We start from the raw sequence: 20,798 nt of genomic DNA, 5'->3' as shown, positions 1-20,798 counted from the left end.
ATTCTTACATGAAAAGATGGGTGTTTTATGAAAATAGACAATCAGCGTTTCATTCCTTTTTTATATAAATTAATAGGTGCCCTGCTCGTATTCATCATAATGTTTGTTTCTTCAATGGTTTTTGGCGCTGCTGATATATCGATAAAAGATGTGTGGCTAGCACTTTCATCAAGCAGTGTAAACGAACAGATTTCGATTATCCGGGATATTCGTTTACCTCGTGAAATCGCCGCTGTTTTTGTTGGCGCTGCTTTATCAGTATCAGGGGCGATTATGCAAGGTATGACAAGAAATCCTCTTGCAGATCCAGGACTTTTAGGCTTAACTTCTGGCGCAAATGCAGCTTTAGCTGTAACCATTGCCTTTATCCCTTCTGTAAATTATTTAGGTATTATGATTGCTTGCTTTATCGGAGCTGCGGTTGGCGCAATTTTGGTATTTGGAATTGCTGCTATAAAAAGAGGCGGTTTTTCTCCGCTTCGAATTGTACTAGCCGGGGCTGCTGTTTCAGCGTTTCTTTATGCGATGGGAGAAGGCGTCGGTATTTATTTTAAAATTTCAAAAGATGTATCGATGTGGACTGCTGGCGGAATTGTAGGCACTTCTTGGGAACAGCTTCAAATCATTGTTCCTTTTATTGTTGGAGGTATATTCATTGCCCTTCTGCTTTCTCGGCAGCTTACTATTTTGAGCTTAAATGAACAAGTCGCTGTAGGTTTAGGGCAGCAAACAACAAAAGTCAAAACCATTTTATTTATCGTCATGATTCTTCTTGCCGGCGCTTCTGTGGCGCTAGTCGGAAACATGGTGTTTATCGGCTTGATGATTCCTCATATTGTACGAGGAATCGTAGGCACGGACTATCGTTATATTATCCCTATGTCCGCTGTCACTGGCGGAGCGTTTATGCTGCTCGCTGATACGTTGGCCCGAACCGTAAGTGCACCTTATGAAACACCGATAGCAGCAGTTGTATCGATGATTGGTTTACCTTTCTTTTTAGTCATTGTTCGTAAAGGAGGAAAAGCATTCTCATGATTCACCCAGCGCTTATTAGAAAACAACGAATAATTATGATGCTGCTCACTGTTTTGATTCTTGGAACGATTGTGATAGGAATGGGGCTCGGTGATGCTTCCCCTCCTTATAATAAAGTGTTTCCTACTCTTTTTGGCCAAGGGAATTTTGCAGATGAGTTCGTTCTTTTTTCAATTCGACTTCCGCGAATTATCATTACTCTTTTAGCAGGAATGGCTCTAGCTTTATCAGGCGCTATCTTACAAGGTGTTACGCGCAACGATTTAGCGGAACCTGGAATTATAGGAATTAATTCGGGAGCAGGCGTCGCAATTGCCGTATTCTTTTTATTTTTTCCAATTGAAGCTGGCTCTTTCGTGTATGCTCTTCCGTTAGTAGGGTTCATCGGCGCCTTGTTTACAGCTGGTCTTATCTACCTTTGTGCATATAGTAAAAGCCAAGGGCTGCAGCCTGTGAAGCTTATTTTAACAGGCGTAGGTTTTTCGATGGCTCTTTCTGGAATGATGGTGGTGATTATGTCATCAGCTGATCGTGCCAAAGTTGATTTTATTGCTAAATGGATCGCAGGAAACATTTGGGGGTCAGACTGGCCTTTTATATTGGCACTTCTACCTTGGCTTCTTGTCTTGATTCCTTTTATATTGTACAAAGCAAATTCATTAAACATTTTTAATTTAAATGAAGCTGCAGCTATTGGAGTCGGTATCGCTATGGAGAAAGAGCGTATAACATTGCTTCTAGCCGCGGTTGCATTAGCGGCAGCCGCAGTTTCAGTTACAGGCGGCGTAGCCTTTATTGGGCTTCTTGCTCCTCATATTGCCAAAGGCTTAGTGGGACCGCGAAACCAGCTTTTTATTCCTGTTGCCATTTTACTTGGCGGCTGGCTCTTGCTGATTGCAGATACAATAGGACATAACATTGCCGATCCTAACGGCATACCAGCAGGAATTATTGCCGCCGTAATCGGTGCTCCTTACTTTGTTTATTTACTTTTGAAAAAATAATAAACGAGGCTGAGAAATAACAACATCAATCCAATCTAAAGACAAATCAATTGAATACATGAGCTAAACCGCTCGTTACACCATAACAAAAATAACGAACCGCTAATCAAACATTTTGATTAGTGGTTCGTTTTTCACTTGGGCTAAAATACTTTTATCTTAGCTTCAGTTTTGCTTTTTTTGTCTTTCATCTGCAGCGTTCGCTCTAGCCTGTGCTTCTAAGTCGTCTTGATCTGCTAATTCACGAGAAAACTCTTCATCTACTCCATCTGCTTTAGATGCAGGATAATCCGCTACCTTTTTTAATTGTTTTTTCAACTCTTTTTCATTCATTATGAACACTCCTTTATTCTAGACTGTTACTAGTATGCGTTTGTCGTTTCTGCACTATGTGGAGAAAGAAGGAATTTTACCAATAAGACCGAAAGCATACGTAATAAGAAAAAGAAAGGACGTTTTATAGGATCATCATTATTACGCTCTCTATTATCATTGTATTTGTTATTTTACTGCTGTGCGTAGTTACCACTTCGAAAGCTTATGATTACAAACATACAGTAGATCCGCTTACAAAAAAACAAGACGAAAAAAAGTAGGTGCGCTCGTTTCACACCTACTTTTTGTATTACCCTTGCAGTGTTTTTAAATCATGATCGTTCAATTGAAATGCTTGCTTAATTTTGTCTTCCAAATTTTTTGTTACTCTTCGCTTACCCACTTCAACCAGTGCAATTAAAGAAAAACTGCAGTTCACTGCTTGAGCGAAGTTTCGCTGATTCATATTGTAGTTTTTCCGAATGTTCTTTACCGTTTCTTTATTCATTTACACTCACTCCGCTTAACTCAATATACTTTTTTCTACTCAAGTTCAAGTCACATGTTCATCTAGCTGTCGACAGAGCGTGAGAAATTGCTGCTGTTCTTCTTCTTTATAGCAAGCAAAAAGTTTTTCAACCCCTTGCTGCATATCTTTCTCAGCAGCTTGAATCACTTGTTTCCCTTTGTTTGTAAGCTCGACCATAACTTTACGCCGATCTCTTTTTGAATGGTAGCGCTCCACAAGATTCAGTTCATACAAACGTGTAATCGATGCTGTAATAACGCTTGGGCTCGCCTTTATCTCGTCTGCCACTTTGGTGACAGGCATTGTACGTGCACGTTCAACAATCAGTAAAATATGATATTGAAAAGGGGTAATTCCGTAATGCTGTAAAAGGCTTTTTACATTTGTCATTACTTTTTTGTTTAACGATATTGAAATTCTTTGAATTTCTTTACCAAATATCAATGAATCCATCCACCTCACTGCCCCTTTCTCTCCAACATGTTTTATGATGAACTTTAGATTTCTATAGCTCCTTATGAATTTATACTTTTGGGAGCTGGAAGCATACGAATATCTTCCTCTTGAGCTTTTGATTTCTTTTCTTCGACTACTTTATCTTTACGTACGTCACGAAGGAAGAAACTTAAAATTAAACCAATAACAGAAATTGCTGTTGCCCAGTAAAAGGCATCGTTAATACCTTGGATCGTACCTTGCTGCGTCATTTTTCCAGATAAAATCGTCAGCGCCTGCTGCTGAGCCTGATCTTGTGATAAATGCAAAGTAGCAGCTACTTTTTGTACAAATAAATGAAAGCTATTCATAAAGAATGGGTCAGACGTATTCATGGAACTGCTGATTTCATTTACATGATACGTTGTACGGTTCGTAAAAATGGTGGTCATTAAACTAATACCAATTGAACCACTTACTTGACGAAGCGTATTAGACATTGACGTTCCGTGACTGCTTAGTCGCTGCGGAAGCTGATTCAAACCGGCTGTCATAATTGGCATCATTAAAAGTGACATACCAAACGAGCGGATAATATAAATCGCTAAAATATGATTAAACGGTGTATCCATTGTCAGCTTCGTAAATTCAAACGTTGAAATAGATGTAATGAGCATACCAACGATTGCTAGCGGACGAGGTCCCACTTTATCAAACAATGTACCTGAAATCGGCGACATAACCAGCATAACAAGTGCGCCAGGAAGCAACAGCAGTCCTGAATCAAAAGCAGAATATCCGCGGATATTTTGCAAGTAAATTGGAAGCAAAAACATACCTGCGTACATACTGATTGTAATCGCAATACTAATAATATTTGATAGTGAAAAAATATTATATTTAAACACACGCATATCCAATAGCGGCTTTTCAGATTTAATTTGTTGAAGAACAAATATAATTAAAAGAACTGCCCCGCCGATGATTGTAGAAAGAACAACTGAATCCGTCCAGCCGTCATTTCCAGCTTCACTGAATCCGTAAAGCAATAATCCCATACCTGCAAGTGATGTTACAACAGAAGGCATGTGAACTTTTACATCCTTTGGAGGCTGAATGTCTTTTAATTGAAAGAAAGCAATAATTAATACAATGGCACCTAATGGCACCATGCCGTTAAAAAGGGTGTGCCAATCATAGTTTTGAATAACCCATCCAGATAACGTTGGTCCAATAGCCGGTGCGAACATCATGGCTAAACCAAAAATCCCCATCCCTTTTCCTCGCATGTGAGGAGGGAAAATAAACACAATAATGGTCATAACAAGAGGCGATAAGACACCTCCGCCAATAGCTTGAATTAAACGGCCGGTAAGCATAATCGAAAACGTAGGTGCAATTCCGCAAATCAATGACCCTACTGTAAAACAAAACATTGCAAATAAGAACAAGCGACGCACACCAAATCGTTCAATTAAAAAAGCTGAAAGCGGAATTAACGCCCCGTTAACAAGCATATATCCAGTTAACAACCACTGAGCTGTATTTGCCGTTACGCCAAACTCAGTAATCAAATGCGGGATGGCTACGTTTAGTAACGTTTGGTTTAATATCGCAAGAAACAAACCAAGCATTAAAACAATCAATAGCGGAATATGCTTTTTGATGGATTCATCACTTGTGTTTTCTATACTGGCTGTCATCATATTTCCTCCCTTCTTGAACTGTTGTAGTAAGAATTAGTCTTTCGAAATTTTCACTTCAGCGTTCATACCTGGCAGTACATGCTCTGAATAATTAGAAATAGAAATTTTCACAGAAACCGTTTGAGACACTTTTGTGTAGTTTCCATCTGAGCTTGAGTTCGATGTTAAAGATGAAAGTGAATTGGTTGCATATCCAATTTCTTCGACTTTGCCGTCGATTTTTGCACTGCTGTCTCCGTCTACCGTTACATCTACATCGTCGCCTTCTTTAATATCCTTAAGCTGATCTTCTTTAATATTTGCTACGATAAATAGGTCTTTCATATCTACTTCCGTTGCAATTTGCTGTCCAGCTTGAACCATTTGATTTTCTTTTACATTTGTTTGAATAATTTTCCCATCTGCTGGTACTGTAGCAGCTACAGACCCTTTTTCAGCTTGAATTTTAGCAATTTCAGCATCTTTTGATACATCATTTCCTTCTTCTACTGTCCAGCTTGCTACTTTACCTGCTGCAGGTGCAACTACATTGTATACATCTCCGGATACTTTAGCGTTATCCGTTGTAATATAGTTCGATTTTTGAACGTAATAATATCCTCCTCCAATTAATAAAGCTAAAATAACGATGATTCCAATAAAATTTGTTACCATTAAGCGACTTCTAGACATTCATTACTCCTCCTTAATACTTCAACAATAAAATTACTTTCCGATATAGCTTTTTCATAAAGATACTATCTCCATCTATTATGAGATATGTTTCTTTATAATCATCTATTTGGTTAACCACCTAAATAACTTTATCATAAAGATATTTTTTCGTAAAGATATTAATTTAAAAATAATAATGGGGGTTAAAGATAATCATTGCCATCCTTTACAATTGTTTCATTTTATTTTAGAGTTAGTTTATATATGTCCGTAGTGTACAAGGAGATGGAAGCTAGCATGGATAACAATTTAGAGTCAAAAATTGAACACCTTTATCAAATTAACACATCTTTTTTTCAATATATGCGACATTTAGTCGAAGAAACATTAAAAACACAGCCTTATCACTTAACACCCACTAAATTTTATATCTTAAACTACATTGCCAGCGGCACAAAGTACATGGTAGCAGATATTTCAAATAAACTTCACTTAACATCGGGCGCTACAACGAGCTTATTAAATCAATTGGAAGAAGAATTTCTCATTAAGCGCGTGCGAGACGAAAAAGACCGGAGAGTCGTGTGGGTTTCATTGACCGATGAATCAAAGAAACTTGTTTCAATGATTACAGAGAAGCGAAATGGATTTTTAAAAGATATGCTGTCAGCTCTAACTGTAGAAGAACAGGAAGAATATTTTCGCTTATTAAATAAAATGGACGCCCTTTTAAGTGATAAATATGGATTTTCATATTAGATTATCCAAAAGAGCTCCGCTTCAATTCGAAGCGGAGCTCTTCGCTATTTTAAAAAGCAGAACTCATTAACGCACCTGCTTTGTCAGGAAAGTCGATAAAAGGATTTCGGTTGCCTTGCAACTCAAAGATTGCTGCATTGCGATGTTTTTCATAAAGTGAAACAGTAAATTCTTCATGCCATTTTAGTAAAAGAGGAAGATCTACTCGCGAAGAGTCAATTTTATTATGATAGCGAATTAAAAAATAAAGAGTTGATCGAGCCACAATTCCTTTTCCATATTCGGGTTCAAACTTACCTTTTTCTGCTTTGCCACATCCTTCTTTCACATCTGATTGTTTTACTTCCGGCGTATAATCCGGGAAGTCAATATAAGAAGAATTACCTCTTCGACTGTTACAAGAAGGTTCACACGCAAATAAATGATGCAAATCGCCTCTCATAGGCTCTTGTTTCCCAAACCAAGATTGCGGGACAACGTGCTCACAGTTTAGCAGTATATCATTGCTTGAAAGAGAGGAGTTACTAAGCGACTGAAGTTGATCAATATCTTGCTGTATAGTTTCTAACGGATCCATCCCTTTCCCTGAGTATAGACTTTTCAGCTCCCCATTCTCCTGTAGATCCACCCATGGATATACATATTTATGCGGCGAATAACTTAGCAAATGCTGATGCGTTTCTGTTAACAAAGTTTGCATGGCTTCTCTTTCAAAGAGCGTATCGTTATAATAAAGATTTTTATTTTCTTCATCCGTCTTTTCATCATAATAACTTCGATTGTTTACGTATTCTTGATAAAGAGCTTTTGCCTGCTGCTTTTCCATCATTAGCATATCTAAACTGCTTCTCATCCGATCACCTCTGAAGTCATTTGACGTTGAATTTCACGCAACAGCTTTTCAACAACGGTCAAGTGCACAAATCCGTTTCCTACTTCTCTTGGTGATTCATTTAATGGAAGTGTTCTTCTGATTAACTGTGCATAAAGCTCTGGTTCTGTAAGCTCTCTTCCAAACATTTCATTTGAAAGAACTTTTATCAATGCTAAGGCCCCTGCTACGTGAGGTGTCGCCATAGAGGTTCCGCTCAGTGCGGCATACTTTCCATTCAAGTAAGTTGATACGATCTTCTCTCCCGGAGCCACTACATCTACTTCGTTGTTTGAGTTGGAAAATACCGAAGATCGTTTCTCTAAATCAGCAGCTCCTACGCTAATCACTTCATTATATGACCCTGGGTACGCAAACTCATCTGTGGAGCCTTCTCCATCTCCTTCATTTCCCGCTGCGCAGACAACTAAAATATTCTGATCAACAGCAGCTTGAATCGCTTCATGTAGCTCAGGCACGTCTGCCGGACCTCCAAGCGACATCGAAATGATATCTACTTTTTGCTTAATGGCGTAGGTAATACCTTCAATAATCCACTCATATTGACCTGAACCATTTCCATCAAGTACTTTCAGAATAAGTAAATTCACTTCGGGAGCCACTCCTACAACACCCGTTCCATTATGAGCTGCTGCAATTGTGCCTGCTACGTGAGTACCGTGACCATTATAATCTTGAAAAATATCTGGATTTTGTTGATCATCTTGTGTAAAGTTTCTTCCTCCAATAATTCGTTCCTGCAAATCTGGATGTGTAACATCACAGCCGGTATCCAAAACCGCTATGGTTATTCCCCGTCCCTTTGTTTGCTTCCATACTTGCTCTGCTCCAATTAGAGCGACTCCTTCTGGGACTTCATTAAATTGATTCAATTGTTCAACTACTTGAAATGGGATAATGTGCACTTTGCTCTTCATTCAGATTCCCCCTGCAGGATTAAATGGAAGCTAGGTCATGGTGGGATCACTTTTAATCGCTTATTTTTGGAGCTTACTCATCGAGGTTTGTTGCTTCTAAACTTATTATAACACAAAAACAGAACGCATGTTTGTGTTTTGTGAATTTTTTTGGCAAATAAACAAAAAGCAGAAGCGAAATTTCCGCCTCTGCTCTTTATTTATTGTTGGTTTTTAGAGAAATCAGGAACGGCACATTGACCATCTGCACAAAAGGCATCATCTGCGCCTTCTGGAGAAAGACTCTTCAAAGCGGGAGTCGGATTTTCTTCTTCCCATACTTGTTGGAGAGCTCCTACAAATGTTTCGACTGGCTGTGCACCTGAAATCGCATATTTTTGATTAACAACAAAATATGGAACACCGCTAATGCCATATTGCTGAGCCGTTGCTTCATCACTGCGCACTTCATTTGCGTATGCGTTTGTATCCGCGAGAATTTGACGTGCTTCTTCTCGGTCAAGACCTGCATCTTCTGCAACAGCAACCAGCGTCTCTTCTTCACCTAGATGTTTTGATTCAGTAAAGTATGCATATAAGAGTTTTTCTGTAATGGCTGCTTCTTTTCCTTGAGCTTTTGCAAATTTAGCTAAGCGGTGAGCATCAAATGTATTAGTTGGCTTCATATCGTCAAAATTAAAGGATAAGCCCACACTAGCTGCCTGCTGTCCGATTCCTTCATTTGCTTGCTTCGCTTGTTCAATGGTCATTCCATATTTAGCAGCAAGAGCTTCATTAATCGTTTTACCAGTATTAACTGGGGCATTTGGATCTAGCTCGAAGCTTTTAAATTCAACCTGCACATCATCTTTGTGTGCAAATTGCTGAAGCGCTTGCTCTAATCGACGCTTTCCAATATAACAAAAAGGACAGACAAAATCTGACCAAACTTCTATTTTCATCGTGACACCTCTTCAATTCAAGATAATTCTTATCGTAGCATACCTTTGAAGAAACTCCATCATAACTTGCTCAAACAAAGCAAAAAACACAGTGTTGATTTACATACTAAGTGTATTAAATCAACACCGTGTTTTTATCTCACTTATTTTAAATTCATTGCTTTTAGAAGAGCATCATGTAAATACGTATTTTCATATACTCCGGTAAATCTTTCTGAGCCGGCACCCATTGCATTCAAAGGAACGTCTGATGACGTATGCTCTTCAGTTGTCCAATCCGCAACGAACTGCTCTTTTGAATGAGCGATTGCAAATGGCCCATCTTCTTTTGATGCTTCATCTCCACCGTTATCTTTATTGTCTACTTTTTCAAGTGCTAAACCTCCGGTTGCATGGTCAGCTGTTACTAATACGAGAGTGTCTGGGTGTGTTTTAGCATAAGCTTTAGCCATCTTCACCGTATCATCAAGCTGCTTACCTGCTTTAATCATGAGTTCGGCATTATTATTATGAGCCATTTCATCAATGGCTTCCTCTTCTACTACAAGAAAGAACCCTTTTTTATTTTGTGATAGCGTATTGATTGCTTTTTTTGTCATGTCTTTTAGAGATACTTGAGGGTTGTACACATCACCTTGGCCTTCAGTAGCTTGTTGAAACATTTCTTCATTAGCAAACAGACCAAGCAATTTTGTTCCTTTAGCATATTTTAATTCATTTTCGTTATTAACGTACGTATACCCAAGTTTTTGTGCTTTGTTTACTAAGTTCCCTTGCGTTCCTTTGCTTCCTTCAGTTTTATCTTCTGGCGGGGCATCTGAGTGTGCACCTTCATTTCCTTTTGGGTACCAATAATCTTCTCCGCCACCTAGAATCACATCTACTTTACTGTTTTCAAGATACTGCTTCGCGATGTCACTTTGAGCACTTCGATCTTTAACATGTGCGCCAAAAGCAGCTGGAGTCGCGTCTGTTACTTGACTTGTTGTCACAAGCCCCGTCGTTTTCCCAGCTAATTTTGCTTTTTCTAAAACTGTTTGAACTGGCTTTCCTTTCATATTTACGCCAATAGCGCCATTATAGCTTTTAACTCCTGAAGCCATGGCTGTAGCAGCTGCTGCGGAATCCGTAACAAATGAATTTCCTGAAGCTGTATGGACTCTCCCTACTGCCGGCATATCATCCATTGCTAACTTTCCATTTGCACCTACGGCGGCCAATCGGATCGCATCACGATGATCGGTACCCATACCGTCTCCAACAAAAAGAATAACATTTTTAGCTTTTTGGTTATTTACGCCTTTAGCTGCTTTAGCATCTGTTGGTGAATTTGTTCCAAATGCCAGCGCTGCTACAGTTACCGCTGATAATACTGCCGCTCCAATTGCACGTTTTTTCATTTTTTACACCCTTTACTGTTTATTATTGACATAACTTAACTGTACACGCAGTCTGTTAAATCAACTTAAATAAAAGGTTAAAGGTGTGTAAAGATATATAAACTTCCATTTACAATGCATGAAAGAGACTTTTCTTTTAGCTAATTAATGCTTGGCGGAACTTCAAGCCAGCCTTTTTTGATCATAATTTCTGTTGCTTCGCTTGCATATTGAAACGCATCTTCTCCTATCAGCATCATTTTAGCCACAATATCTCTTCGAAAACTAAATGCTGCTCCAAATGCCTGACTTCCAATACTAAAATTACTTAGTAAAATATCGCATGTCAGCATCAAACGATCCGAAAAAGCAGGCGTTTCAGAAGTCGTTATGCTTCCTGTTGAGGCAACAGAAGGTGAAATATCGTCTTGTATAATTATTTCTTCTAGACGCGTAATAATCTTTTTACTGAGCTCTTTTCCTTTCAAAAAATGCTTTTTGACTTCGGTATCTTTAGCTGTTTGAGAAAAAGCCTTCATTAATTTCATCCCGACAATGTTTGTTTCGACTCCATGATAAATCTGCGCTAGCTCCATCGTATTTAATACTCTTTTATCCGCAAATACATTTAAGCCGCTTAGATATTTTCTATCCGAAACAAACTCAACGGTAGTTGGCATTGGAATATAAGGTGGACGTGATAAAATTCCTTTTTTCAGTAAATACTGCGTACAAGAATCGTAACAATGTTGCGTAATCTTTGTTAAATCTTGATAAAATTTCACCACATCTTCTCTGTAGGCCTTGCCTAAACTTAATGTATACATCCCCATGCTAATTTCTTTGATGACACGAAGAAACATAATATCAAATCCGTTAGTAAATAGTTTTGGGGCTTGTACATTTACGTCTTGAGATGAAAGCCCCGTTGGCACTACGGCCCCTTCTTTTTCAAATATTGTTTTTATTTTTCGTATGTATATAATTAGCTGCTCACGCAAGTCTGTCATAATAGTTTTAGCATCTTCATCATCCGCATGTTCAATCATATAATCCAACAAGCAAATGATTAACGTTTTCTGCTGATATGTCATCCACAGCGTCCCAATTTCGCTTGAGGTAATACTAGGTTTGTCAGGCACTGTTACTTCCCTCCGCTTCTTCAGCTTTTTTGAGTACGTCTGCTTCTTTGAAAAGAGAGCATACTCATTGTACATTTACTTATCATTATGCTATCCAACATTCTTTTTTTTATTTAACCCTCTGACAAACAGCTTTTTGAGCAACAAAAAAACAGCTCTGATTACAGAACTGTTTTTTATGTTTAATTTGTATAGTTAAAATTCTATTTAATATGAAAAGACTCGTTTTTCATTAAATTGCTGCTACAATAAAAGTTAATTGACCAAAGAGTTTGTATTTTCCGGATTAGGTAGGGGTCAGTAAAAATTTCCTTGTTAATATTGTCCATTTTCTTTTAGCTGTTCCTCTAATGAAAGAAAGCTGTGTATCCTTATCTACTTCTCTCTCCAGCTTTTTAAATATGTCTTTATTACGGCTACGGTATACAGGTTCACTGTCAACAATTAAGCTATCCATATCAAAAATGAAAGCTAACTGATTCACTTTTACCTCTTTTTCCGTTTAAAGATTGTCACGAAAAACTTTTACTTTGTCCATAAATCTTTTTACACGGTCAACATCCACATGGTTTTCAAATTTACCGTCGTATTTAAATGTTGTACCTACAACTGCCCCATCAGCAATAGATAACTGTTCTTTGAAATTAGTGAAATTAACTCCTGTATTAGCAAGTAAAATTGTATTAGGAACAGCCTCCTTTACGCGCATTAATAACTGCACATCTGTCTTGGCCCCTGCTGTTAATCCAGATACACATAGCGCATCTGGTCGATTGTTAAATACCGTAGATGCAGCAATACTTTCAATTTCCCGCTCAGCCAAATACGCAGCAGATTCAGGAACAACATTATATAATAATTTAACGTTTTTGGCCCCAATTCGATGCTGATGTCTAATTGTTTCTCCAACGTTGGTATTCCAAGTACCAAAATCACTTGCATATACGCCTGTAAAAATTTCTCTAACAAATTTAGCACCAGTAGCAGCCGCTAAATCCAAAGATTTCTTAGCATCCCACAATACATTTACTCCAAAGGGCACTTTAATTTCCGACATCAATTCACCTATAATTCGGGCCATCGCAGCTACAGTTTCCGTTTTAACATCCGTTAAATACGGCATGCTAAATTCATTCGAAAACATAATAGCATCTACTTCGCCTTCTTGAAGAGCATGCAAATCCTTTCTTGCCATTTCTACTACATAATCCATACCTTTTTCACTATTAAAATATGGATCTCCAGGCAGCGGTAACAAGTGACACATAGCAATAATAGCTTTTTCTGTTCCAAGTATTTCTTTTAACCAGGTCATATACATTGCCTCCTTATTCTACAAATACTATATATCAAGTCAACTAGTAAACCTCCTTCTAAAATAATCAGAAGGAGGAAATTTTTAAATAAAAACATCAAATAATAGAACGCCTCCAAAAGCAATAAACGAAAGCAGTGTTTCTAGTACCGTCCATGTTTTAAACGTCTCTTTTACTGTTAGACCTAGATATTCTTTTACTAGCCAAAAGCCTGCGTCATTTACATGAGAGAACATTAGTGATCCTGCTCCTGTCGCAATAACCAGCAGTTCCAGATTGACTCCAGACATATGCACAATGATTGGTGAAACAATGCCGGCAGCTGTTGTTAATGCAACGGTTGCCGATCCGGTAGCAATACGAATTAATCCTGCTACCATAAATGCTAAGACAATAGGAGAAAGCGATAATTGCTCAGACATTTGAGCAATTGATGTACCTACACCGCTATCAATTAAAATTTGTTTAAATCCCCCTCCAGCTCCAATAATTAAAATAATAGATCCAACCGGAAGCAATGATTCTTCCACTAATCTTTTAATCATATCTTTCTTCATTCCCTGACGCATGCCCAAAAGATAAAATGCGGCAAAGCAAGAAATTAAAAGTGCGATGACAGGGCTGCCGATAAATACAAAAAATTTAGTTAAAAAGCTAGAAAGCGGTATATACGGAGCTATAACAGATAACACCATTAATAACACAGGTAATAAGATAATGAAAAATGAAATACCTGTGTTAGGTAATTTTTCAGATGAAGTGCTGACACGAATTAATTCAGGTTCCCCTTCAGGAATCACACGTTTATGCACCCATTTTGCGAATACAGGACCTGCTACTATTGCTGCTGGAAGAGCGATAACCAATGAATAGAGCAAAACTCTTCCTAAGTCTGCATTATATATTCCAATAGCTGTCATCGCTCCCGGGTGGGGGGGCACCAGACCGTGTACAATCGATAGTCCTGCAATTACAGGCAGTGCAATTAGTAGAATATTCTGTCTCGTTGTTTTATGAATAGAAATTACTAACGGCAGTAAAATAACAATTCCGACTTCAAAAAAAACCGGAATGCCTATTATAAAACCAGCAAAGAGCATCGCCCACGGCAACTTTTTAATTCCAAAAAACCTAATAAAAAACTCCGCGACCTGCATACCAGCACCTGAGTCTGACATCATTTTTCCTAAAATCGTGCCAAGCGCCAAGATTCCAACAAGGTGACCTAAAACACTGCCGACTCCTGTTTCATAAGCTCCCACAATTTTGTCCATTGAAAGCCCTGACATAATAGCCAGAAATAAACTGGCAACGGTTAAGCTGATAAAAGCGTGCCACTTCCACCAAGAGACTCCTAATACAACAATAACAATTGCTAGGCATGTCACAAGCAATAGATACATATCCATACTAAATTCCTCTTTTCCCCCATTTAGTAAACGCTCTCATTTTTCAGGCGAAAAGAATATGCATTCTTCTCGCACTTCTTAAATATCGTAATTCACAATGTATTGCTGCATCTCTGTATTATAATAGCCCTCACTGTATTCAATGATATTTCCTTCTTCATCATATGAATACCTTGATCTCTTTAATAGCGCTTCTCCGGCCTGCACATTCAGTCTTTCGCCTACATAAGAATCAGCTTTTGCAACAGCAAACTGATCTCGAAATTTCTCCAATGTAATATCTTGTTCTTCAATCAAATCGTATAACGACTGTGCATTTAAGTGTGTTAATTCTATCCCTTCCATATGTTGCATGGTTAAATAATGCGTGTAATGAATATAAGGTTCATTATCTAAATAATAAAGACGCTCTATTCGAATGCATTGCTTACCAAACAGCGTATATAAAGTTGTTTCTGGTGCATTTTCAATTGTCTCCGCCCCAAGCAACTTTTTCTGAATGATATGCCCTTTTTCCACCAACACTTCGGTAAAGCGTTTTCCTTTTGAGAGCCTTGAAATGGATGTATTTCGAATAACTTTTGTTCCTTTACCGCTTTTTGTTTCTAAATATCCATCTTTCACAAGTTCTTTGATAGCATTTCGAACCGTAATTTTACTTACCTGAAATTCCTCTTCCAGCTGCGGTTCAGAAGGAATATTTGTTTGAATGGGATACACGCCATGCAAAATTCGATCTTTTAAGATATTTTTTATTTGTAAATACAGTGGTCCTTTTTTTCGAGATACGTTCACTATTACATCCTCTACCTTTCTACATCGCCTACTGATTCTGTCATCGCTTTTTGTATATCGTACTGGGATGACATAGGAGTATCGCCTACGATTGTATGAGCAAGCATTCCCGCTGTTACAGCGAATGCCACAGTCTTTTCTGCTGAAAAGCTCTCTAACTCGCCATATAAAATGCCGCTTGTATAGGCATCTCCTGCGCCTATTCTATCATAGACAGAAAAAGTAATCGTATCAGAAAATGTAAATGTATGATTTTTATATATAAAACCGCATAAAGAGTGCTTATTGTTCTTATTAATAGATCGGTGCGTACCAGCTACGACAGAAAGACCGTACTTCTTTGCTACCTTTGGAATTAGTTTCATCAGCTGCTCTCTTCTGCTTATTTCTTCTGTTTCCATCTTAAGAATGTGCATAGCATCCTGTTCATTCATCATTACGATATCTGCAAGGTACAGCATATCTTCATAATGAGGTTTTGCGCTTTCATATCCTTCATCTCCCCATAGAGACGGACGGTAGTTACAGTCAAATACGACCATACCACCGCGTTCTTTTACCGCTTTGGCAAATGATTTCATATAGGATCGGACGGAATCATTCATTGCTAGAGAGATTCCACAAAAATGCACCACATCTACTTTCTCCGCAATATTCTCAAAATCATATATGCCTTCAGGAGCTCTGTTGAAGCTGCTTTCTGAACGGTTAGTATATGTAACTCGGCTAGATCGGGATCCAAATCCATTTTCTAAAAAATACATACCGACATATTTTCCGCTGCGTTTAATAAATGACTGCGAAATACCTAACTTTTTAAGATAAGATACAGCCGCATCTCCCACAGCGTTATCCGGTAAAGCAGTGATCAAATATCCCGTATATCCGAAGTTCGCCAATCCCGCCGCTACATTTACCCCCGTACCAGAAAACGAATAGCTTAATGTATGAGCTTGAGAAAGTAATTCATATCCTGGTACTTGTAAACGCATCATTACCTCTCCAAATGCTGCAAAATTCTTAGCCATGCTGATCAACTAACTTTTTCATCTTTTCGAGGAGCTCACGTACATCATTTACTTTTGTCTTTCCTGTTTTCTGATCAATGATTGACGAATAAACATGCGGAATAATTTTTGGGACGTCCGCTTCCAAAGCAATACGCAAAATTGTTTCAAAGTTTTCTTTATCAATTCCTCCAGTTGGCTCTAAAGCGAATCCTTCTTCCCCGCAAGCGTGTGCCACAGCTCGGAATTCCTCTTCATAGCTTAACCCTTTCATAGGAAAATACTTGAGCGCGTTTCCTCCCATGTCACGTACTAGGGCAATAGCTGTTTTGACCGGTACAATAGCTTGTTCATCATGCGCTGCACTAACTGGGCCAGTCGAAATATTTACGTAGCCGACTTTGCCGGTTGGGGATACTAAACTATTAATCCAGCTATCCTTTTCACCTAGATTAGCACGCGTTGCTCCAACAGCAGGAAATACTTGATTAATATGACTGTCAGCATAACTCTTTGAAATTTCTGCTACTACAGCTGCTTGACGATTGTCTCCAGCGCCTAAACCAATTGATACTGCTTCATCAATTTCCTTTCCGTATTCTTTCATTGCTTTTACTGCTTCTTCGACAGTAGAATAATCCTTGGATAACACGCCTACTAATACATGCCCTTCTGCAGCCTCAAATACTTCTTTGGCATTTTCGACACTGTTTGCTAATACGTTTAATGCTGCACGCTCTTTATAAAAACGTTTTGTAATGTTTGACATGTCAGTTTCCTCCTACAATTTCGCGTATTCTAGACTCAATTACATGTATATCATCGCCCTTTAAAGGTCTTGGGTCGATGTCAAAATATCCTTGTCTTATCCCGTAATCACGTGTATAAATAGCAATTTCACCTTCACCCAACTCTTTTACAACTTCTTCTGCAGTTATATTAGCCTGTTCTGGAATGATTTGAATTCTAGCACGGAATATAGCTCGGCCTGCCTCATCTTGAACAATTGTTACGTTAACGCCTTCTATGTCTTTTAATGACAGTAGCGCTTGTAAACTCTCTTTTTCTTTTGCACTTTTATCTTTCTTTTCTCCATACTCATCAAGTGCTTGAAGTAACCCAAATATTGTTTCCTTTCCTACTTTCATACTTCTTCCAATACAATGTAGTTGAACTTTCAGCCATTCGATATATTTACGTTTACCTCCAACAATTCCAGAAGTTGGTCCTTCAATTGCTTTTGAGCCACTGTAGATTGCAAGGTCTGAGTACTTTACATATTTTTGAAGGTTTTCTTCTGCGGCAGCATCCACAATTAACGGAACATTGTTTTTCTGTGCAATTTCCCACGTTTCTTCCACAGAGATCATATTTTTTTGAACTGTATGATGAGATTTCACATAAAGAATGGCGGCTGTGTTTTCAGAAATCGCTTCTTCAATATGAGTTGCTCTTCCTTCATTAGCGTAGCCAACTTCAATAAGCTTTCCTCCACCTAAATAAACCATTGTTTCAACTGGTGCCCCGTATTGTACGTTATGACCTTTCAGAATAATAATTTCTCTTTTGGGAATTTCTTCTTGATGAAGACGCTCGCTCTTGCGGCGATTTCCCTGTGTAACAAGAGCAGCTACAGAGAGAGCAATTCCACTTGAAGCTGAGTTAACAACCACACCTGCTTCTGCTCCTAAGATCTCAGCAATATAATCGCCTGCTTTATCAACTAAATCAGCGATTTCAACGTAATTTTGTCCTCCTTTTTTCATTGCATCCATTACTGTATCAGTCGGTGCTGATACACCTAAAATACTCATTCGACCGCTCGCGTTAATTACTCGTTTCAAGCCATATTTAGCATTCAATGAACGTTCCATTTACAACTACTCCTTTTGCTTTAATTATTTGCTTACCTTCTCTCTTCTCTCCTTCGGAATCAACAAACAGAACAGGCTTGTCTTCTATAGTAAAAAGAGTTAAATTGGCACGGTCTCCAACTTGTATCCTTCCTAGCTCGGGTCTATTAAGCCACTTTGCCGCATTAACAGTAACGCCATTTACTACTTCTTCAAGGCTGTATCCTAAATAAAGAAATTTAGATAATACATGAGCTAAGCTGTATACAGGCCCATTTAGTCGATTCTTCCGATAAATATCTGTGCTAATTGTATTGAATTTAACATTATGTTTTTTGGCAGCTTCTGCTACTTGAAACGAAAAGCTTGCATTTCCGTGCCCTACATCTAAATGAACACCTCGTTGGATGGCCTCCATTAGGAGTGGAAGCGGCTTTCCTTCATCATCAAATAGATTATTGGCTTTTCCATTCAAATAGTGAGTAATAATGTCTCCTTTTTCTAGAATCGAAACAACTTCCTCAATAGCAGGAGGACCAGACCCGATATGAACCATTAATGGAAGTGAAATTTTACTAGACATTTTTCGAGCAAAATATAAAGGCTCAATACCGCTTTTACCTACTACACTTTTGCTTATACGGGCTTTTAAACCTACAATATTGTTTCTATATGCCTTCATGGCTTCAAAAATCTTTTCCGCTTTTAGCCATTCCATATTTGAAAGCTCATCTGTGCGTTTTAAACCAATATGTGAAATGTTTAAAAACGCTAACAAATTAGTTTTTGCTGCATATTGGCTTTGAATTAAATCTGCTATTTGATCAGCACCGCAGCTTCCTGCATCCACTAGTGTTGTTACTCCTTGCTTCACTCCTATCTCGTCTATCTCATCTCCATATGGTTCGAAATCTGGAAACGCATGAACATGTAAATCAATCCATCCGCTGGATATGTAGGTTCCTGAGTAATCATAAACAAGCGGTGCTTTTCCTTCACCAGCTTTTGCTATCTCAGAGATTTTTCCATTTTCTATAACAATATCAAACTCTTTTTCAGTGACCGATTTGACATTCCTTAATAGAAACCGATTCTTCATTTCGTTCACTCCTCTTATGGTGGCGCTTACACTAATATTAATTATTTTTCTGCTTTTACAAATGTAGAATAACATAAAGAAATAAATAAGTAAATATAACGTTATAATGTTTTGGTTTAAAAAAGATAAAAAGCGACCAATAGCCGCTGGTTTTTATCTTTTCTTGAATATATATGTCACTTTTGTTAATTCTTCCGATATGCTCCATAGCCTTTCCGCTACGTCCGCTTTAAATAAAACATCTCCCATCCTATCTTTTACAGGATATCCTTTTTTAGCATCTTTTCCGTCTGGCCCAATATATGTACCGCCTTCTATTGATTCAGTGGCTGCATAAAGAGTAGGCAGCGCGCCCATTTCTGCAGATTGACTAAATAGCTTGACTAAAAATTTCAACAAGCCGTTTGGTTCTTTACCTGAACCCCGTGATAATAGGTTTGTATTTGAAATACCTGGATGTACAGCAGCACTAATTATCGTTGATCCGGCTGCTTCTAAGCGGTTTTGCAGTTCTTTAGCAAACAATAGGTTGGCGAGTTTACTTTGCCTATAGAACTTCATTGGACTGTAGCCTTTTTCCCCGTCTAGATTATCAAAATAGATTTCTCCAGAATTAGCAGCTATACTGCTTACCGTTACGACTCTTGAATGTGGAGTTGCCATTAGTAAAGGAAGCAGCAAACCCGTAAGCGCAAAATGCCCTAAATGATTACAGCCAAACTGCAGTTCAAATCCGTCTTTCGTTTTGCTGTGAGGCGGAACCATCACGCCTGCATTATTAATGAGAAGATCCAAAGACGAGTATTGTTGAAGAAATTGATTGGCAAAATGCCGAATAGAGCTCAAGTCACTGAGATCTAATGACATAATAGTCACTTTAGCATTTCCGTTATCCGCTTTAATTCTCTTCTTAGCTTCTTTCCCTTTTTCTTCATTACGCACAGCAAGAATGATTTCTGCTCCGCGAGCTGCTAGAGCCCTTGCTGCTTCAAACCCAATCCCGCTGTTTCCTCCCGTTATAAGGGCTGTTTTTCCCGTTACATCGGGCATTCGTTCAGCTGTCCATTTTGTTATCATATAAGTTCTCCCTTTCAGCTATAGCTGTTTTTCTAGAATTTACGCGTCTCAGTCACACTAAATTAACGTTTTTTAAAAATTAAGGTATGTATAAAGTATAATGTCTTCAAAACAAAAGGGACAAGCTTCTTCAAAGCTTGTCCCTTTTGTATGTTTATGTGGTTCGCGGGGAATCGTAGCGTCCAAACCAGTCGTATCGGTTTGTGGAGATCCATTTGTATAGCGGACTAAACGCTTTTTTCATCAATGGTAAATGCAGAAGCACACCTATTGGGAATGTAAGAGGCAAAACAGCTAAAAGCCGTCTGACCGTTTCAAATCCTGCTAGAACTTCCCCTTTTTTGGTCACCATATGAATTTGATCATATAAGTCTCTTCCCTCTTCTTTTAAATAACTATACTCCGTTCGTTCAATGTATTGAACTGGAATCCACTGGATTTGCTTCGTCCAGTCCAGCGCTTTAATTATTTTTTTACGTTGTAACATAAAGGACATTCCGCATCAAAAAATACTTTGTGCTTCATTGTTTC

The 20,798-nt window shown here is 38.3% G+C and carries 23 protein-coding genes and 1 pseudogene; 4 read left to right on the top strand and 20 right to left on the bottom strand.

Translation table 11 applies throughout. The features are described 5' to 3' along the window. The first annotated feature begins 27 nt into the window (after positions 1-27). Together Q5794_RS08030 and Q5794_RS08025 are read left to right on the top strand one after the other, a co-directional pair. Complete coding sequence (locus Q5794_RS08030) at positions 28-1,038, top strand: iron ABC transporter permease (RefSeq protein WP_214985748.1); 1,011 nt, start codon at positions 28-30, stop codon at positions 1,036-1,038. Further along, the gene (locus Q5794_RS08025) at positions 1,035-2,042 is read left to right on the top strand and encodes a FecCD family ABC transporter permease (RefSeq protein ID WP_374988956.1); all 1,008 of its coding nucleotides are present in this window, start codon (positions 1,035-1,037) and stop codon (positions 2,040-2,042) included. Before Q5794_RS08030 ends, Q5794_RS08025 begins: the two co-directional genes overlap by 4 nt. A 165-nt stretch (positions 2,043-2,207) precedes the next feature. On the opposite strand, the gene Q5794_RS08020 is transcribed toward Q5794_RS08025, so the two are convergent. Then, positions 2,208-2,375: a YfhD family protein gene (locus tag Q5794_RS08020; RefSeq protein ID WP_075420553.1), complete on the bottom strand. Its 168-nt coding sequence runs from the start codon at positions 2,373-2,375 to the stop codon at positions 2,208-2,210. A gap of 131 nt (positions 2,376-2,506) precedes the next feature. On the opposite strand from Q5794_RS08020, the gene ytzI reads away from it, so the two are divergent. Further along, positions 2,507-2,638, top strand: coding sequence for a YtzI protein (ytzI, locus tag Q5794_RS08015; RefSeq protein WP_221779538.1), 132 nt, complete (start codon positions 2,507-2,509; stop codon positions 2,636-2,638). Between the two features lie 29 nt (positions 2,639-2,667). Here the strand turns inward: ytzI and Q5794_RS08010 are convergent, their stop codons facing one another. The 4 genes from Q5794_RS08010 to Q5794_RS07995 form a co-directional block, all read right to left on the bottom strand. Continuing rightward, positions 2,668-2,865: a helix-turn-helix transcriptional regulator gene (locus tag Q5794_RS08010; RefSeq protein ID WP_013082432.1), complete on the bottom strand. Its 198-nt coding sequence runs from the start codon at positions 2,863-2,865 to the stop codon at positions 2,668-2,670. Between the two features lie 45 nt (positions 2,866-2,910). Continuing rightward, on the bottom strand, positions 2,911-3,339 hold the full coding sequence (locus tag Q5794_RS08005) for a MarR family winged helix-turn-helix transcriptional regulator (RefSeq protein WP_192997580.1): 429 nt from the start codon (positions 3,337-3,339) through the stop codon (positions 2,911-2,913). 62 nt (positions 3,340-3,401) lie between these two features. Next, the gene (locus Q5794_RS08000; RefSeq protein WP_374988955.1) at positions 3,402-5,027 is read right to left on the bottom strand and encodes a DHA2 family efflux MFS transporter permease subunit; all 1,626 of its coding nucleotides are present in this window, start codon (positions 5,025-5,027) and stop codon (positions 3,402-3,404) included. Between the two features lie 33 nt (positions 5,028-5,060). Next, the gene (locus Q5794_RS07995; RefSeq protein WP_214985741.1) at positions 5,061-5,699 is read right to left on the bottom strand and encodes an HlyD family efflux transporter periplasmic adaptor subunit; all 639 of its coding nucleotides are present in this window, start codon (positions 5,697-5,699) and stop codon (positions 5,061-5,063) included. A gap of 279 nt (positions 5,700-5,978) precedes the next feature. Here Q5794_RS07995 and Q5794_RS07990 point away from each other — a divergent pair, with 279 nt between their 5' ends. After that, positions 5,979-6,440 carry a MarR family winged helix-turn-helix transcriptional regulator gene (locus tag Q5794_RS07990; protein WP_214985739.1) on the top strand — a complete coding sequence of 154 codons (462 nt, stop codon included), beginning with the start codon at positions 5,979-5,981 and terminating at the stop codon, positions 6,438-6,440. 49 nt (positions 6,441-6,489) lie between these two features. On the opposite strand, the gene Q5794_RS07985 is transcribed toward Q5794_RS07990, so the two are convergent. The 15 genes and pseudogenes from Q5794_RS07985 to Q5794_RS07915 all read right to left on the bottom strand — a co-directional run bounded on the left by Q5794_RS07985 (position 6,490) and on the right by Q5794_RS07915 (position 20,792). Continuing rightward, positions 6,490-7,293: an endonuclease I family protein gene (locus Q5794_RS07985; RefSeq protein WP_214985738.1), complete on the bottom strand. Its 804-nt coding sequence runs from the start codon at positions 7,291-7,293 to the stop codon at positions 6,490-6,492. After that, positions 7,290-8,249, bottom strand: coding sequence for a S8 family peptidase (locus tag Q5794_RS07980; protein ID WP_374988954.1), 960 nt, complete (start codon positions 8,247-8,249; stop codon positions 7,290-7,292). The genes Q5794_RS07985 and Q5794_RS07980 overlap by 4 nt, the downstream gene beginning before the upstream one ends. Before the next feature lie 200 nt (positions 8,250-8,449). Next, positions 8,450-9,190: a DsbA family oxidoreductase gene (locus Q5794_RS07975; protein ID WP_374988953.1), complete on the bottom strand. Its 741-nt coding sequence runs from the start codon at positions 9,188-9,190 to the stop codon at positions 8,450-8,452. 143 nt (positions 9,191-9,333) lie between these two features. After that, entirely contained in the window at positions 9,334-10,590 is a 1,257-nt protein-coding gene (locus Q5794_RS07970; RefSeq protein ID WP_214985732.1) for an alkaline phosphatase, read from the bottom strand. A 140-nt stretch (positions 10,591-10,730) separates the two neighbouring features. Next, positions 10,731-11,711: a DUF3231 family protein gene (locus Q5794_RS07965; RefSeq protein ID WP_374988952.1), complete on the bottom strand. Its 981-nt coding sequence runs from the start codon at positions 11,709-11,711 to the stop codon at positions 10,731-10,733. A gap of 286 nt (positions 11,712-11,997) precedes the next feature. Continuing rightward, a complete protein-coding gene (locus Q5794_RS07960; protein WP_251033973.1) occupies positions 11,998-12,195 on the bottom strand; it encodes an HAD family phosphatase in 198 nt (65 codons plus the stop codon). Positions 12,196-12,213: 18 nt separating this feature from the next. Continuing rightward, positions 12,214-13,026, bottom strand: a complete 813-nt coding sequence (locus Q5794_RS07955) for a BtpA/SgcQ family protein (protein ID WP_268576131.1) — start codon at positions 13,024-13,026, stop codon at positions 12,214-12,216. An 84-nt stretch (positions 13,027-13,110) separates the two neighbouring features. After that, entirely contained in the window at positions 13,111-14,436 is a 1,326-nt protein-coding gene (locus tag Q5794_RS07950) for a GntP family permease (protein ID WP_192997586.1), read from the bottom strand. Positions 14,437-14,514: 78 nt separating this feature from the next. After that, the gene (locus Q5794_RS07945) at positions 14,515-15,231 is read right to left on the bottom strand and encodes a GntR family transcriptional regulator (RefSeq protein WP_192997587.1); all 717 of its coding nucleotides are present in this window, start codon (positions 15,229-15,231) and stop codon (positions 14,515-14,517) included. An 11-nt stretch (positions 15,232-15,242) separates the two neighbouring features. After that, on the bottom strand, positions 15,243-16,259 hold the full coding sequence (locus Q5794_RS07940) for a sugar kinase (RefSeq protein ID WP_374988951.1): 1,017 nt from the start codon (positions 16,257-16,259) through the stop codon (positions 15,243-15,245). Continuing rightward, on the bottom strand, positions 16,252-17,007 hold the full coding sequence (locus Q5794_RS07935) for a KDGP aldolase family protein (RefSeq protein WP_374988950.1): 756 nt from the start codon (positions 17,005-17,007) through the stop codon (positions 16,252-16,254). Before Q5794_RS07935 ends, Q5794_RS07940 begins: the two co-directional genes overlap by 8 nt. Position 17,008: 1 nt before the next feature. Then, positions 17,009-18,112 (bottom strand): DgaE family pyridoxal phosphate-dependent ammonia lyase, encoded by a 1,104-nt coding sequence (locus tag Q5794_RS07930; protein WP_214985724.1) that lies wholly within the window; start codon positions 18,110-18,112, stop codon positions 17,009-17,011. Beyond that, positions 18,090-19,190 carry an amidohydrolase/deacetylase family metallohydrolase gene (locus Q5794_RS07925; RefSeq protein ID WP_328244659.1) on the bottom strand — a complete coding sequence of 367 codons (1,101 nt, stop codon included), beginning with the start codon at positions 19,188-19,190 and terminating at the stop codon, positions 18,090-18,092. Before Q5794_RS07925 ends, Q5794_RS07930 begins: the two co-directional genes overlap by 23 nt. 153 nt (positions 19,191-19,343) lie before the next feature. Beyond that, on the bottom strand, positions 19,344-20,267 hold the full coding sequence (locus Q5794_RS07920; RefSeq protein ID WP_192997592.1) for an oxidoreductase: 924 nt from the start codon (positions 20,265-20,267) through the stop codon (positions 19,344-19,346). Positions 20,268-20,421: 154 nt separating this feature from the next. Next, positions 20,422-20,792: pseudogene (locus Q5794_RS07915) on the bottom strand (thiol-disulfide oxidoreductase DCC family protein). Between the last annotated feature and the right edge of the window lie 6 nt (positions 20,793-20,798).

Origin of the sequence: Priestia megaterium (assembly GCF_041941685.1) — a bacterium.
Classification (GTDB): domain Bacteria; phylum Bacillota; class Bacilli; order Bacillales; family Bacillaceae_H; genus Priestia; species Priestia megaterium_C.
The sequence above is the reverse complement of the archived record's forward strand: the minus strand, read 5'-3'. Positions and strand labels throughout refer to the sequence as shown.

What these genes read in the sequence shown, in the direction of transcription:
- Q5794_RS07925 (WP_328244659.1), bottom strand. Translation starts at nt 19,190, where the DNA reads ATGAAGAATCGGTTTCTATTAAGGAATGTCAAATCGGTCACTGAAAAA.
- Q5794_RS07920 (WP_192997592.1), bottom strand. Translation starts at nt 20,267, where the DNA reads ATGATAACAAAATGGACAGCTGAACGAATGCCCGATGTAACGGGAAAA.
- Q5794_RS08010 (WP_013082432.1), bottom strand. Translation starts at nt 2,865, where the DNA reads ATGAATAAAGAAACGGTAAAGAACATTCGGAAAAACTACAATATGAAT.
- Q5794_RS08000 (WP_374988955.1), bottom strand. Translation starts at nt 5,027, where the DNA reads ATGATGACAGCCAGTATAGAAAACACAAGTGATGAATCCATCAAAAAG.
- Q5794_RS08030 (WP_214985748.1), top strand. Translation starts at nt 28, where the DNA reads ATGAAAATAGACAATCAGCGTTTCATTCCTTTTTTATATAAATTAATA.
- Q5794_RS08025 (WP_374988956.1), top strand. Translation starts at nt 1,035, where the DNA reads ATGATTCACCCAGCGCTTATTAGAAAACAACGAATAATTATGATGCTG.
- Q5794_RS07975 (WP_374988953.1), bottom strand. Translation starts at nt 9,190, where the DNA reads ATGAAAATAGAAGTTTGGTCAGATTTTGTCTGTCCTTTTTGTTATATT.
- Q5794_RS07935 (WP_374988950.1), bottom strand. Translation starts at nt 17,007, where the DNA reads ATGTCAAACATTACAAAACGTTTTTATAAAGAGCGTGCAGCATTAAAC.
- Q5794_RS07985 (WP_214985738.1), bottom strand. Translation starts at nt 7,293, where the DNA reads ATGAGAAGCAGTTTAGATATGCTAATGATGGAAAAGCAGCAGGCAAAA.
- Q5794_RS07930 (WP_214985724.1), bottom strand. Translation starts at nt 18,112, where the DNA reads ATGGAACGTTCATTGAATGCTAAATATGGCTTGAAACGAGTAATTAAC.
- Q5794_RS07955 (WP_268576131.1), bottom strand. Translation starts at nt 13,026, where the DNA reads ATGACCTGGTTAAAAGAAATACTTGGAACAGAAAAAGCTATTATTGCT.
- Q5794_RS07990 (WP_214985739.1), top strand. Translation starts at nt 5,979, where the DNA reads ATGGATAACAATTTAGAGTCAAAAATTGAACACCTTTATCAAATTAAC.
- Q5794_RS07970 (WP_214985732.1), bottom strand. Translation starts at nt 10,590, where the DNA reads ATGAAAAAACGTGCAATTGGAGCGGCAGTATTATCAGCGGTAACTGTA.
- Q5794_RS07950 (WP_192997586.1), bottom strand. Translation starts at nt 14,436, where the DNA reads ATGGATATGTATCTATTGCTTGTGACATGCCTAGCAATTGTTATTGTT.
- Q5794_RS07940 (WP_374988951.1), bottom strand. Translation starts at nt 16,259, where the DNA reads ATGGCTAAGAATTTTGCAGCATTTGGAGAGGTAATGATGCGTTTACAA.
- Q5794_RS07995 (WP_214985741.1), bottom strand. Translation starts at nt 5,699, where the DNA reads ATGTCTAGAAGTCGCTTAATGGTAACAAATTTTATTGGAATCATCGTT.
- Q5794_RS08020 (WP_075420553.1), bottom strand. Translation starts at nt 2,375, where the DNA reads ATGAATGAAAAAGAGTTGAAAAAACAATTAAAAAAGGTAGCGGATTAT.
- Q5794_RS07980 (WP_374988954.1), bottom strand. Translation starts at nt 8,249, where the DNA reads ATGAAGAGCAAAGTGCACATTATCCCATTTCAAGTAGTTGAACAATTG.
- Q5794_RS08005 (WP_192997580.1), bottom strand. Translation starts at nt 3,339, where the DNA reads ATGGATTCATTGATATTTGGTAAAGAAATTCAAAGAATTTCAATATCG.